Origin of the sequence: Neobacillus drentensis (genome assembly GCF_021560175.1) — a bacterium.
Taxonomy (GTDB): Bacteria; Bacillota; Bacilli; order Bacillales; family Cytobacillaceae; genus Neobacillus; species Neobacillus drentensis_A.
Genome location: NZ_CP091110.1, coordinates 4,767,573 through 4,780,323, shown reverse-complemented (window position 1 = coordinate 4,780,323; position 12,751 = coordinate 4,767,573). Strand labels below are relative to the sequence as shown.

Below are 12,751 nucleotides of genomic sequence, written 5' to 3'. Positions count from 1 at the left end.
TTTTTTATTTGGTAAGATTACAAGAAAGACTTCTTCAAGAGGGTGGATTATGTGAAAAAGAGCAAACCAAAATATATGCAAATTATAGATGCAGCGGTTATTGTGATTGCTGAAAATGGGTACCATCAAGCCCAAGTTTCCAAAATAGCGAAACAGGCAGGGGTGGCTGATGGAACGATTTATCTATATTTTAAAAACAAAGAAGACATCCTTATCTCTCTCTTTGAAGAAAAGATGGGCGAATTCGTTGAAAAAATTGAAGAAAAAATAGCAGGAAAAGTCACAGCGGAAGAGAAGTTATTAATGATGATTGAAACCCATTTCCAACTTCTATCTGAGGATCACCATATGGCAATTGTTACTCAATTGGAGTTACGTCAATCCAATAAAGAATTACGCTTAAGAATCAATACGGTTCTTAGAGGATATTTACAGGTGATAGACAAAATCATTTTAGAAGGAAAAGAAACAGGGGAGTTTTCTAGTGATCTTGATGTTCGTCTAGCCCGGCAAATGATCTTCGGGACAATCGACGAGACTGTTACATCATGGGTGATGAACGAGGAAAAGTATGATTTATTGTCTCTGGCATCCCCAGTCCATCGACTGTTGATTAACGGCTGTGGGAAAAGGTGAGGAATGAAAAGGGGGAGTAGCATTGGAATACTTAAAATGGTCGTATCAGGATCGGATTGCCACGATTACGATCGAGCGTCCGCCCGCAAATGCACTTTCATCAGGTCTGTTGAAAGAATTGTCAGCAGTACTTGATGAAATTGAACCAAACGGTGAGATTGGGGTTATTATCATTCATGGCGAAGGACGATTTTTCTCGGCGGGAGCCGACATTAAAGAATTTACGACTGTGACTTCAGCAGATGGATTTGCAAACCTTGGCAAGTATGGGCAGGATCTATTCGATCGGATGGAAAAGTTTCCAAAGCCAATTATTGCTGCTATCCATGGTGCCGCACTTGGCGGCGGACTCGAATTGGCGATGGCATGCCATATCCGCTATGTAACCGAAAATGCCAAGCTTGGTCTTCCTGAGCTGCAACTTGGGTTAATCCCAGGATTTGCGGGTACACAGCGTTTACCTAAATATGTAGGCGTTGCCCGGGCTGCGGAAATGCTGTTTACCTCTGAACCAATTTCCGGTATGGAGGCAGTCCAATATGGTTTAGCCACTCGTGCCTTCCCAGAAAGTCAACTATTAGATGAAACCTATAAGCTTGCTGGTAAAATTGCTAAGAAAAGCCCTGGTTCTATTCGGGCAGCCATTGAATTATTAAATTATGCAAAAACAGAAGAATTTTACGAAGGAACAAAAAGGGAAGCCGAGTTATTTGGCGAGGTATTTGTTTCAAAGGATGCAAAAGAAGGAATCCAGGCCTTCCTTGAAAAGCGGGAGCCTAGTTTTAAAGGGGCATAACTTCTGACGGCAGAGACCTGTCTCGAAGTTCTAATAAAATTTTTTTGCCAATAATTTTCTCAATCTTTTGAACTGAGTTAATGTTTGAAATTTACTAGGAGGGAAACCATGAACATTTATGTATTAATGAAAAGAACCTTTGATACGGAAGAGAAGATTGCCATTTCTGGCGGCAAAATCAACGAGGATGGTGCAGAATTCATCATCAATCCATATGATGAATATGCAATTGAAGAAGCAATTCAGGTTCGTGATGCCAATGGCGGTGACGTAACGGTAATATCCGTAGGCAGTGAGGAATCTGAAAAGCAATTACGTACAGCTCTTGCAATGGGAGCAGACAAGGCCGTTCTTATTAATATCGAAGATGATGTAGAAAATGGAGATCAATTTACGACTGCAAAAATTCTTGCCGAATATTTAAAAGATAAAAATGCGGATTTAATTTTAGGGGGCAATGTCGCGATTGATGGCGGTTCAGGACAAGTTGGCCCACGCGTGGCTGAATTGCTTAATATTCCCTACGTTACAACGATTACGAAGTTAGAAATTGATGGAACAAGCGTTACAGTAACTCGGGATGTAGAGGGAGATTCCGAAGTAATTGGAACCAGCCTGCCGTTATTGGTTACGGCACAGCAAGGCCTTAACGAGCCACGCTACCCTTCTCTGCCAGGGATTATGAAGGCAAAGAAAAAGCCGCTTGAAGAATTAGAGTTAGACGACCTCGATCTGGAAGAAGATGACGTAGAAGCCAAAACCAAAACGATCGAAATATACTTACCGGCAAAGAAAGAAGCAGGAAAGGTTTTAGCAGGAGATTTAAATGATCAAGTGAAAGAACTAGTTCAACTTCTTCATACGGAAGCAAAAGTAATCTAATCCATTCACATAAAAATTGTTTACAGGAGGGTAATCGAATGTCAAGAAAAGTATTGGTATTAGGAGAAGTTCGTGACGGATCTTTACGTAATGTTTCTTTCGAAGCAGTTGCTGCAGCAAAAACAGTGGCAGAGGGCGGAGAAGTTGTTGGAGTTATAGTTGGTGAAACTGTAAGCGCTTTAGGTGCAGAGTTGATCCAATATGGAGCAGACCGCGTAGTGGTCGTAGAGAATGAGAAGTTAAAGCAATATACCTCTGACGGTTTTGCCCAAGCCCTATTGGCAGTCATTGACCAAGAAAAGCCTGAAGGATTAGTGTTAGGGCATACTGCATTAGGAAAAGATTTAGCCCCTCGAATTGCCGGGAAACTTTCATCCGGCCTCATTTCCGATGCTACGGCAGTTGAAGCTGCTGGGGGAAATATTGTATTTACAAGACCGATCTACTCTGGTAAAGCATTTGAAAAGAAAATTGTTACCGACGGGATGATTTTTGCCACTGTTCGTCCAAATAATATTGCACCTTCCGTAAAGGATGAAAGCAGAACAGGCGAGGTCTCGTCTCTGTCTGTTGAAATCAAGGATCTTCGTGCAATTATCAAGGAAGTGGTCAGAAAAGCTAGTGAGGGTGTAGATTTAAGTGAAGCAAAAGTCGTAATCTCTGGCGGCCGCGGTGTAAAAAGTGCCGAAGGATTTGCGCCATTAAAAGAATTAGCAAAAGTATTAGGAGGCGCAGTCGGAGCTTCCCGTGGTGCTTGTGATGCGGATTATTGTGACTACTCTTTACAAATTGGCCAGACTGGTAAGGTTGTGACACCAGACTTGTATATAGCTTGCGGTATTTCAGGGGCTATTCAGCACTTAGCTGGAATGTCTAATTCCAAGGTTATTGTCGCGATTAACAAAGACCCGGAAGCCAACATTTTTAAAGTGGCGGACTACGGCATCGTTGGTGATTTATTCGAAGTCGTGCCACTGTTAACAGAAGAATTTAAAAAACTAAAAGTTCATTCTTAATAAACTATAGCCAGGACGGTTTACTAACGGAAATGCAGGTCAATACTAAAAAGCGGGCGGTGTATGGCTCGCTTTTTTACATGGTTATGAATAGAATACTTACAGTAAAAAAGGGAAAATTATTTGCGAGACATATTATTAGCGTGATATGACAAACAAATGTTATACTTTCCGTAGTATTTCAGTATTTATTAGGAGGTCAATATAAATGGCTATTTCACATGTAACCGATCAAAATTTCACGGCTGAAACAGGTTCAGGTCTTGTGCTTGTAGATTTCTGGGCACCATGGTGCGGACCTTGTAAAATGATTGCTCCCGTTCTTGAAGAACTTGACGCAGAAATGGGCGAAAAAGTAAAAATCACCAAGCTTGATGTGGATGACAACCCACAAACGGCTGCTAACTTTGGTGTAATGAGCATTCCAACTTTGTTGGTATTGAAAGACGGCGAAGTAGTAGACAAAGTAGTTGGCTTCCAGCCTAAAGATGCGCTAGCAAGCGTATTAGAAAAGCACGTTTAAGCTTATTTTTGTAAGAACCTCATGCTCCGGCTGGGGTTCTTATTTTTTTACAGTAGTCTCCACTTCCCTTTATCGTAACTTTGCATTAGAATTTTATATGGTATGAAAAAAGGACGGAGGAGTGGCCGGAATGAATGAAATTATAAAGCAAAAATTAACCCTGCTGCCTGATCAGCCTGGCTGCTACTTAATGAAAGACCGTCAGGGTACGATTATTTATGTGGGGAAAGCGAAAGTTTTGAAGAACCGTGTACGTTCTTACTTTAACGGTTCACACGATGGGAAGACATTACGACTTGTTAACGAAATCGAGGACTTTGAGTATATTGTTACCTCTTCAAATATAGAAGCGCTGCTGCTTGAATTAAACCTGATAAAGAAATATGATCCAAAATACAACATCATGCTCAAGGATGACAAAACATATCCGTTTATCAAATTAACAGCGGAAAGACATCCGAAACTAATCATTACAAGAAAAGTGAAAAAGGATAAAGGAAAGTACTTTGGGCCTTATCCAAATGTCATGGCGGCAAATGAAACCAAAAAGCTGCTCGACCGAATATATCCGTTACGTAAGTGCTCTACGTTGCCTGACCGAGTCTGCTTGTATTACCATCTAGGACAATGCCTTGCACCATGCGTTAATGAAGTACGGGAAGATCAATATAAACAAATGACGGATGAAATCACCCGTTTTTTAAATGGCGGTTATAAGGAAATAAAGAATGAGTTAACAGAAAAAATGACTGCGGCGGCAGAAGAACTTGATTTTGAACGTGCTAAGGAGTTCCGCGATAAAATTGTTCACATTGAGACCATTATGGAAAAGCAAAAAATCACGATGAACGATTTTACCGACCGCGATGTGTTTGGATATGCAGTCGACAAAGGCTGGATGTGTGTACAGGTGTTTTTTGTCCGTCAAGGCAAGTTAATCGAGCGGGACGTTTCTATGTTCCCAATCTACAATGAACCTGAGGAAGAAATCTTGACATTCCTTGGTCAATTTTATACAAAAGCCAATCATTTTAAGCCAAAAGAGATTTTAATTCAAGATGAAGTAGATCTTCAGTTGGCCGAACAACTGCTAGAAGTAAAGGTACTACAGCCGCAAAGAGGTGCCAAAAAGGACCTCGTTAAAATGGCCATTAAAAATGCCGACATTGCCTTAACGGAAAAATTCTCACTGATCGAAAAAGATGAGGAACGAACAATTAAAGCGGTTGAAAATCTAGGCGAACTTCTAGGAATCTATACCCCTTACAGAATTGAGTCATTTGATAACTCTAATATACAAGGGACAGACCCCGTCTCAGCGATGGTTGTTTTTACAGATGGAAAAGCAAACAAACGCGAATATCGAAAATATAAAATTAAGTCAGTGATCGGCCCTGATGATTATGAATCGATGCGGGAAGTCACAAGAAGACGATATTCAAGAGCCCTGAAAGAAGATCTGCCGCTGCCAGATTTAATTATTATTGATGGTGGGAAAGGACATGTGGAGGCGGTTCGGGATGTTCTCGAAAATGAGCTTGGTTTAGATGTCCCGCTGGCAGGTCTTGTGAAGGATGAGAAGCACCGCACTTCGCAGCTGCTTTATGGAAATCCGCTTGAAATTGTGCCGTTAGCGAGAAATAGCCAGGAGTTTTATTTGCTGCAGCGGATTCAGGATGAAGTCCACCGTTTTGCGATTACCTTCCACCGGCAAATTCGCGGAAAAAGTGCTTTTCAATCATTACTCGACGATATTCCAGGAATTGGTGAAAAACGAAAAAAATTATTGCTAAAACAGTTTGGATCAGTGAAAAAGATGAAGGAAGCCAGTCTGGAGGAATTTACTGCGCTTGGTATTCCAACCAATGTCGCAGAGGAATTAATTGAAAAACTTCGTCAATAATTATTGTCATATAAAAATGAACATGCTATAATGGTGAAAATTTAATCAGTCACTTTATCGTAATAAAGTGAAGGTAGAGGTGCGAAATTCAATAGTAATGGTTCTGAGAAGGATGAGCTTCGATGAAGGATCATGAAAGGGAAGGTTCGCCGAAGTAAAGAAGAACTCATATCCTTCTTTTGCTGGTTCTGTATTGAAGAAATCCAGAATTGTCAAGACGATGTCTTGGAGAGCTATCTTAACGTTATTTGCACAGGAATTTTTATGTTCGTGTTCAAAAAGCAATGAGATACCCTTCTCATTGCTTTTTTTATTTTACTAGCATACTAGTGACAGAAATTTGAAAGTAGGGGAAAAAGATGGGTTTAGTTGTACAAAAATTTGGCGGCACTTCCGTTGGAAGTGTTGAAAGAATCCTAAATGTTGCCGCATGTGTAAGAGAGGAAAAAGAACGGGGCAATGATGTGGTTGTTGTCGTGTCTGCGATGGGAAAATCAACGGACCAGCTTGTAAGCTTGGCCAAGGATATAACGAAGGAGCCCAGCAAGCGTGAAATGGATATGCTTTTGTCTACAGGCGAGCAGGTTACGATTGCATTACTTTCTATGGCTTTACAACAACAAGGACTGGAAGCCGTATCTTTTACAGGCTGGCAGGCAGGAATTGTTACTGAACCTGTACATGGGAATGCTCGAATTGCCAAAATCGATACAAAAGCGATTCAAGCTCAAATTTCAACTGGAAAGGTTGTCGTTGTTGCGGGTTTCCAAGGGGTAACCGAGGATTGCGAAATCACAACATTAGGCCGCGGTGGATCAGATACAACCGCAGTTGCTTTAGCAGCAGCTTTAAAAGCGGATAAGTGTGATATTTATACAGATGTAACCGGCGTGTTTACGACGGATCCAAGATATATAAAAGATGCCCGAAAACTATTATCTGTTTCATATGATGAAATGCTCGAGTTGGCCAATTTAGGTGCAGGTGTGCTTCATCCCAGAGCAGTAGAGTTTGCTAAAAATTACAATGTACAGCTTGTGGTCAGATCAAGCATGGAGAAAGAAGAAGGAACAGTGATCGAGGAGGAAGCAACGATGGAACAAAATTTAGTGGTACGCGGAGTGGCATTTGAGGACGAAATTACAAGAGTTAGCGTCTTGGGGTTGACTAACTCGATTACAAGTTTATCAACTATTTTTACAACTCTAGCACAAAATCATCTCAATGTAGATATTATTATTCAAAGCACAACGGAAGGCGGAACAGCTAATCTGTCATTCTCAATCCAAACAAATGATCTTTTAGAAACGCTGAAGGTACTCGAAGATAATAAAACAGAATTAGGTTATGAACAGCTAGATGCAGAAAATAAATTAGCTAAAGTATCCATTGTCGGTTCAGGAATGATTTCCAATCCAGGTGTCGCAGCGAAAATGTTTAAGGTACTTGCCGAAAACGATATTCAAATCAAAATGGTCAGCACATCCGAAATTAAAGTTTCAGCGGTAGTAGAAGAAAAAAATATGTTAAAAGCAGTCGAAGCCCTGCACACAGCCTTCGAACTGGGCAAACAACAATAAGATAGAAAAAATAGTAAAAATGGTGTCAGGCACCGAAAGGGGACCTGACACGATTGATAACGGTGCAATGGTATTTACTCGAGGGACTGGATTACTCGAACGAGTCTTTTATGTCCCATTTGACGGTAAATTGCACTTTGTTTTCTTTTTTGACGGGGTGCTCGAAGGCTTCGGCGATAACTCCTTTTTGAAGTTCCATTTGCTGGGCGAGGAAGCCTGCTTCAAGCTGGAAGAAATGCTCAGCCTTTGATTTAACCCTTGATACAATCAAGGGGCTAAACAGTTCAATCTCAAGTTCATTTTTGTTTTCTTTTTTTATTTCCAATTGACCCCATGAAGCTTGATTGAAAAAATCAATAACCTGATCAAAATCAGTTAATGGATACTTCCGAGCCAGCCGTTTACCTGCCCAATATAATATTTCTGGTGCATCCTTCCCAAGAATCTCAGGCAGAAGGATTTCCCTAATTAATTCATATCCGAAGATCGATATGGTACGCGGTTCTGAAGTGGTCAAACTTACATCGACGACAGTACTTTCTTTCACAATGTTTCCCCTCTTTCCTATCATTCTATTATATACAATTTAACTCGGATTTCATTATCAGTTTTATTAAGATTAAATTAATTATCGTGCAATATTTAATCCTGTTTCTCATCATAATTATTATTTCCACTAGTGGAAAATTTCTACCAGTTAGATGTTGGAAATAGATTGAAAAGATTGGGATTTATATATATTCATAACTTGTAAACCCTTACAAGATGCATGTTTAGTATAATATCAATATATTTTAAAAATTTTCTGTTTTTGCTAAAGAATCTGTATCCGTTTTCTTGACGCTCTTAAATGACAGGAGTAAAATGAACATGTCACATAATTGTCACAGTGGAAGTGGTGTCAATTATGAAATCGTAAAGTAATAAAAAAGAAAGCTGAAAAACAACATTTTTTTAAAACTAAAAGGGGGGTAAAATTATGGCGGGTAATCGAGAGTTTGTAAATCGAAGATTGCACTCATTGCTAGGTGTTATACCGATTGGATTATTTGTAACGCAGCATCTTGTCGTCAACCATTTTGTTACAGGGGGACCTGAATCCTTTAATAAGGCAGCAGGTTTCATGGGGAATCTTCCTTTCAAGATCATCCTGGAAACAGTTCTTATCTATTTACCATTGTTATATCATGCAATCTATGGACTTTATATTGCCTTTACCGGAAGTAGCAATGTTAATAGGTTTGGCACTTTTAGAAACTGGATGTACATGCTGCAGCGTATTACAGGCGTTTTAACCTTAATCTTTATTGCTTGGCATGTATGGCAAACTCGTGTGGCGGCGGCATTTGGGACTGAGGTAAACTTTGATATGATGCATGATATTCTATCATCACCATTCATGTTTGGATTCTATTTAATTGGGATTCTCTCAGCTATTTTCCACTTTGCCAATGGTTTATGGTCATTTTTAGTAAGCTGGGGAATTACCGTGTCACCACGTTCACAACAAATTACTACATACGTGACGATTGGTGTGTTCGTTATTCTTTCATTAATAAGCATTCAAACTTTAATAGCGTTTATTTCTTAATAGATTGTAGTCGGAAAAAATTGTATTTGGATTAGAAGGAGTGAGTCACAAATGGGTAAAGGAAAAGTGATTGTAGTCGGCGGCGGTCTTGCAGGCCTAATGGCTACGATCAAAGTGGCAGAATCAGGAACACCGGTAGAGCTTTTTTCGCTGGTACCAGTTAAACGTTCTCACTCTGTTTGTGCCCAAGGTGGTATTAATGGAGCAGTAAATACAAAAGGGGAAGGGGATTCCCCGTGGATTCACTTTGACGATACCATTTATGGCGGGGATTTCTTAGCGAATCAGCCTCCAGTTAAGGCGATGTGTGATGCAGCACCTGGTATTATTAATCTATTTGACCGTATGGGAGTTATGTTTAACCGTACACCTGAAGGTTTACTAGATTTCCGTCGCTTTGGGGGGACACAGCATCACCGGACAGCGTTTGCTGGAGCAACTACAGGACAGCAGCTTCTCTATGCACTTGATGAGCAGGTTCGCCGCCATGAAGTAGATGGATTAGTAACGAAATATGAAGGCTGGGAATTCCTTGGTGCAGTTTTAGATGATGAACAAGTTTGCCGCGGCGTTGTCTGCCAAAACTTAAAAACAATGGAAATTAAATCCTTTGCAGCAGATGCTGTGATCATGGCAACGGGCGGGCCTGGGATTATTTTCGGAAAGTCAACTAACTCGGTTATTAACACAGGATCTGCAGCATCAATCGTGTATCAGCAAGGCGCTTACTATGCAAACGGTGAAATGATCCAAATCCATCCAACTGCTATTCCTGGTGATGATAAGCTTCGTTTAATGAGTGAATCTGCACGTGGTGAAGGCGGTCGTATTTGGACCTATAAAGACGGAAAACCATGGTACTTCCTTGAGGAAAAATATCCTGCTTATGGAAACTTAGTACCACGTGATATTGCAACTCGTGAAATCTTTGATGTATGTGTTCGTCAAAAGCTTGGTATTAATGGCGAAAACATGGTATTCCTTGATTTATCTCACAAGGATCCGCATGAACTTGATGTAAAACTTGGCGGTATTATCGAGATTTATGAGAAATTCATGGGTGATAACCCTCGTAAAGTGCCAATGAAGATTTTCCCTGCGGTTCACTACTCAATGGGTGGACTATGGGTTGATTATGATCAAATGACTAGTATCAAAGGTTTATTTGCTGCTGGTGAGTGTGATTATTCACAGCACGGTGCAAACCGTCTTGGTGCAAACTCCTTGTTATCAGCTGTTTACGGTGGTATGGTAGCAGGTCCTAATGTTGTTAAATATATCGAAGGACTTGAAAAGAGTTCAGATGCTATTTCTTCTACTGTATTCGATCGTCATGTGAAAGAGCAGGAAGAAAAGTGGAATAATATCATGACTTTAGATGGTACCGAAAATGCCTATGTTCTTCATAAAGAGCTTGGCGAATGGATGACAGATAACGTAACGGTTGTCCGTTATAATGACAAGCTGTTAAAAACAGATGAAAAGATTCAAGAACTATTGGAGCGTTATCAACACATCAATATCAATGATACTTCCAAATGGAGCAACCAAGGGGCAGCTTTCACAAGACAATTACAGAACATGCTGCAATTGGCCCGTGTTATTACGATCGGTGCGTATAACCGGAACGAGAGCCGTGGTGCTCATTATAAACCAGATTTCCCTGAACGGAATGATGAGGAATTTATGAAAACAACGATGGCTAAATTCGTTGATTCTAAAACTGCTCCAGCTTTCCATTACGAAGAGATCGACGTTTCATTAATTCAGCCAAGGAAGCGCGATTACACAACAAAACATTAATAGAAAGGGGAGTAGGGAAACATGTCTGAAAATAAAAAGGTAACTTTTATCATTACTCGTCAAGATAGTCCAGATGCTGCTCCTTATGAGGAGACATTCGAAATTCCATACCGTCCGAATATGAACGTTATTTCGGCATTGATGGAAATACGTAAAAATCCAGTAAATGCACAAGGGAAAACGACTACTCCAGTCACTTGGGAAATGAACTGTCTTGAAGAGGTTTGCGGTGCCTGTTCAATGGTGATTAACGGGAAGCCTCGTCAATCTTGTTCGGCCTTGGTTGATCAGTTAGAACAGCCGATTCGCCTGGCACCAATGAAAACATTCCCTGTTGTTCGTGATCTTTCCGTTGATCGGAGCAGAATGTTTGATTCCTTGAAAAAGGTAAAAGCCTGGATTCCGATTGATGGAACCTATGATTTAGGACCTGGACCACGGATGCCTGAAAGAAAACGTCAGTGGGCATATGAGCTTTCTAAATGTATGACTTGTGGTGTTTGTCTAGAGGCTTGTCCAAATGTGAATAGTAAAACAAACTTTATGGGACCAGCAGTATTTAACCAAGTTCGCTTATTCAACGCACATCCAACAGGTGAAATGAACGCGGCAGAACGTTTAAATGCTTTTATGGAGGATGGCGGTATGCAGGGCTGCGGGAATTCGCAAAACTGTGTACAGGCATGTCCAAAAGGAATTCCTATTACAACGTCGATTGCAGCGGTTAACCGTGCTGCCACGATGCAAGCATTTAGAAACTTCTTTGGAAGCGATAGTGGTAACTAAACGTTATATCGGCCTCATAAAACCTTCTTTCCTGTTTAGGAAAGAAGGTTTTTCTTTTTTTAGGCAATAGTTTCAATAGTCCAATCGTGTCACTTTTTGGTATACTTGAACAAATGAACCTCATTAAAGGCAGGTATTCAAGGTGAAAAGAAAATTCCCCTTTTTTCTTATTGTAATTGGACTTATTCTATTGGGTGTTGGTGCTTGGCAATATGCCCATACAAAAGTAAAATCTACTACGTCTCTTCAGCAGGCAAAGGAAATCATCAGCCAGAAACAGCCGGTTGCTGCAGATAAGAGGAAACTAGATACTAGTACACCTCCCGCTATAGGAGATACTGTTGGCATTTTAAAGATTCCAAACATTAAAGCAGAATTGGCCATCGTCGAAGGAACAGACCCGGATGATCTTGAAAAGGGAGTAGGCCATTATAAGGGCTCTTATTTTCCGGGTGATAAGGGGCAAATCGTCTTGTCGGGTCATCGGGATACGGTTTTTCGCAAATTAGGCGAGCTAAAAATAGGTAACCAGTTAAAGATACAGATGCCATATGGGAATTATACCTACGAGATCGTCCGTACAAAAATTGTTAAAGCAAACGATAAAAGCATTATTACGTTACAAAAACAGCAGGAAGAATTAATCCTGACCACATGTTATCCGTTTCATTATGTTGGTAATGCGCCAAAACGATACATTATTTATGCAAAAATAATTAACTCCTAAACAAAGAATAAAAAAGTTGGAATAATTTTGTGATTTTTTAATAAAAACCCACTCCTTTCAGTCAATTATAGTCACTCCATTTGTATCGTTTACATAAGATATGGTGACTAAATATACACCCATCCCACGATACATTACTGGCGAAGGCAAGGAGGGTTACAATACTTGAAGGAGAATGATTATAATCACAAGCCATTACTCACCAAACGGGAAAGAGAAGTATTCGAACTATTAGTACAAGACAAAACAACGAAAGAAATCGCTGGTGAATTATTTATAAGCGAAAAAACAGTAAGGAATCACATTTCAAATGCCATGCAAAAGCTTGGTGTCAAAGGGCGTTCACAAGCTGTTGTAGAGCTCCTTCGTATGGGAGAGCTAGAACTTTAATAATGACCGGCTTCCATTTTGGGGGCCGTTCATTTTTATGGAAATGTTTTTTTAGAAAAATAAAAACAGACTTTCTTACGCTAGTTTCCCTAACTGAAACATGCAAATTCTTCTTTCT

General features: G+C 40.2%; 13 protein-coding genes and 1 riboswitch. Of the genes, 12 read left to right on the top strand and 1 reads right to left on the bottom strand.

The features are described from left to right. The first annotated feature begins 51 nt into the window (after positions 1 to 51). The 7 genes from L1999_RS22830 (at position 52) to L1999_RS22800 (ending at position 7,336) form a co-directional block, all read left to right on the top strand. Positions 52 to 636: a fatty acid metabolism transcriptional regulator FadR gene (locus tag L1999_RS22830; protein WP_235740648.1), complete on the top strand. Its 585-nt coding sequence runs from the start codon at positions 52 to 54 to the stop codon at positions 634 to 636. A gap of 22 nt (positions 637 to 658) precedes the next feature. Beyond that, the gene (locus tag L1999_RS22825) at positions 659 to 1,432 is read left to right on the top strand and encodes an enoyl-CoA hydratase (protein ID WP_235740647.1); all 774 of its coding nucleotides are present in this window, start codon (positions 659 to 661) and stop codon (positions 1,430 to 1,432) included. A 108-nt stretch (positions 1,433 to 1,540) separates the two neighbouring features. Beyond that, on the top strand, positions 1,541 to 2,314 hold the full coding sequence (locus L1999_RS22820; protein WP_235740646.1) for an electron transfer flavoprotein subunit beta/FixA family protein: 774 nt from the start codon (positions 1,541 to 1,543) through the stop codon (positions 2,312 to 2,314). A gap of 38 nt (positions 2,315 to 2,352) precedes the next feature. Further along, positions 2,353 to 3,330, top strand: coding sequence for an electron transfer flavoprotein subunit alpha/FixB family protein (locus L1999_RS22815; RefSeq protein ID WP_235740645.1), 978 nt, complete (start codon positions 2,353 to 2,355; stop codon positions 3,328 to 3,330). A 208-nt stretch (positions 3,331 to 3,538) separates the two neighbouring features. Further along, the gene (trxA, locus tag L1999_RS22810; protein WP_215043989.1) at positions 3,539 to 3,853 is read left to right on the top strand and encodes a thioredoxin; all 315 of its coding nucleotides are present in this window, start codon (positions 3,539 to 3,541) and stop codon (positions 3,851 to 3,853) included. 130 nt (positions 3,854 to 3,983) lie between these two features. After that, complete coding sequence (uvrC, locus tag L1999_RS22805) at positions 3,984 to 5,756, top strand: excinuclease ABC subunit UvrC (RefSeq protein ID WP_235740644.1); 1,773 nt, start codon at positions 3,984 to 3,986, stop codon at positions 5,754 to 5,756. Between the two features lie 66 nt (positions 5,757 to 5,822). Next, a riboswitch (Lysine riboswitch) is annotated at positions 5,823 to 6,000 on the top strand. Between the two features lie 115 nt (positions 6,001 to 6,115). Continuing rightward, the gene (locus L1999_RS22800; protein WP_235740643.1) at positions 6,116 to 7,336 is read left to right on the top strand and encodes an aspartate kinase; all 1,221 of its coding nucleotides are present in this window, start codon (positions 6,116 to 6,118) and stop codon (positions 7,334 to 7,336) included. Positions 7,337 to 7,427: 91 nt separating this feature from the next. On the opposite strand, the gene L1999_RS22795 is transcribed toward L1999_RS22800, so the two are convergent. Then, positions 7,428 to 7,883, bottom strand: a complete 456-nt coding sequence (locus tag L1999_RS22795) for a YslB family protein (protein ID WP_235740642.1) — start codon at positions 7,881 to 7,883, stop codon at positions 7,428 to 7,430. A 432-nt stretch (positions 7,884 to 8,315) separates the two neighbouring features. Between L1999_RS22795 and L1999_RS22790 the strand changes: the two genes are divergently transcribed. The 5 genes from L1999_RS22790 (at position 8,316) to gerE (ending at position 12,633) form a co-directional block, all read left to right on the top strand. Beyond that, positions 8,316 to 8,927: a succinate dehydrogenase cytochrome b558 subunit gene (locus L1999_RS22790; protein WP_235740641.1), complete on the top strand. Its 612-nt coding sequence runs from the start codon at positions 8,316 to 8,318 to the stop codon at positions 8,925 to 8,927. Positions 8,928 to 8,978: 51 nt separating this feature from the next. Next, positions 8,979 to 10,730 carry a succinate dehydrogenase flavoprotein subunit gene (gene sdhA, locus L1999_RS22785; protein WP_215043979.1) on the top strand — a complete coding sequence of 584 codons (1,752 nt, stop codon included), beginning with the start codon at positions 8,979 to 8,981 and terminating at the stop codon, positions 10,728 to 10,730. Positions 10,731 to 10,751: 21 nt separating this feature from the next. Then, on the top strand, positions 10,752 to 11,516 hold the full coding sequence (sdhB, locus tag L1999_RS22780) for a succinate dehydrogenase iron-sulfur subunit (protein ID WP_144564368.1): 765 nt from the start codon (positions 10,752 to 10,754) through the stop codon (positions 11,514 to 11,516). A 142-nt stretch (positions 11,517 to 11,658) separates the two neighbouring features. Then, a complete protein-coding gene (locus L1999_RS22775) occupies positions 11,659 to 12,243 on the top strand; it encodes a class D sortase (protein WP_235740640.1) in 585 nt (194 codons plus the stop codon). Positions 12,244 to 12,408: 165 nt separating this feature from the next. After that, on the top strand, positions 12,409 to 12,633 hold the full coding sequence (gene gerE / locus L1999_RS22770) for a spore germination transcription factor GerE (RefSeq protein ID WP_007087335.1): 225 nt from the start codon (positions 12,409 to 12,411) through the stop codon (positions 12,631 to 12,633). Positions 12,634 to 12,751: the final 118 nt, after the last annotated feature.

What these genes read in the sequence shown, in the direction of transcription:
- L1999_RS22820 (WP_235740646.1), top strand. Translation starts at nt 1,541, where the DNA reads ATGAACATTTATGTATTAATGAAAAGAACCTTTGATACGGAAGAGAAG.
- L1999_RS22815 (WP_235740645.1), top strand. Translation starts at nt 2,353, where the DNA reads ATGTCAAGAAAAGTATTGGTATTAGGAGAAGTTCGTGACGGATCTTTA.
- trxA (WP_215043989.1), top strand. Translation starts at nt 3,539, where the DNA reads ATGGCTATTTCACATGTAACCGATCAAAATTTCACGGCTGAAACAGGT.
- uvrC (WP_235740644.1), top strand. Translation starts at nt 3,984, where the DNA reads ATGAATGAAATTATAAAGCAAAAATTAACCCTGCTGCCTGATCAGCCT.
- L1999_RS22800 (WP_235740643.1), top strand. Translation starts at nt 6,116, where the DNA reads ATGGGTTTAGTTGTACAAAAATTTGGCGGCACTTCCGTTGGAAGTGTT.
- L1999_RS22790 (WP_235740641.1), top strand. Translation starts at nt 8,316, where the DNA reads ATGGCGGGTAATCGAGAGTTTGTAAATCGAAGATTGCACTCATTGCTA.
- sdhA (WP_215043979.1), top strand. Translation starts at nt 8,979, where the DNA reads ATGGGTAAAGGAAAAGTGATTGTAGTCGGCGGCGGTCTTGCAGGCCTA.
- sdhB (WP_144564368.1), top strand. Translation starts at nt 10,752, where the DNA reads ATGTCTGAAAATAAAAAGGTAACTTTTATCATTACTCGTCAAGATAGT.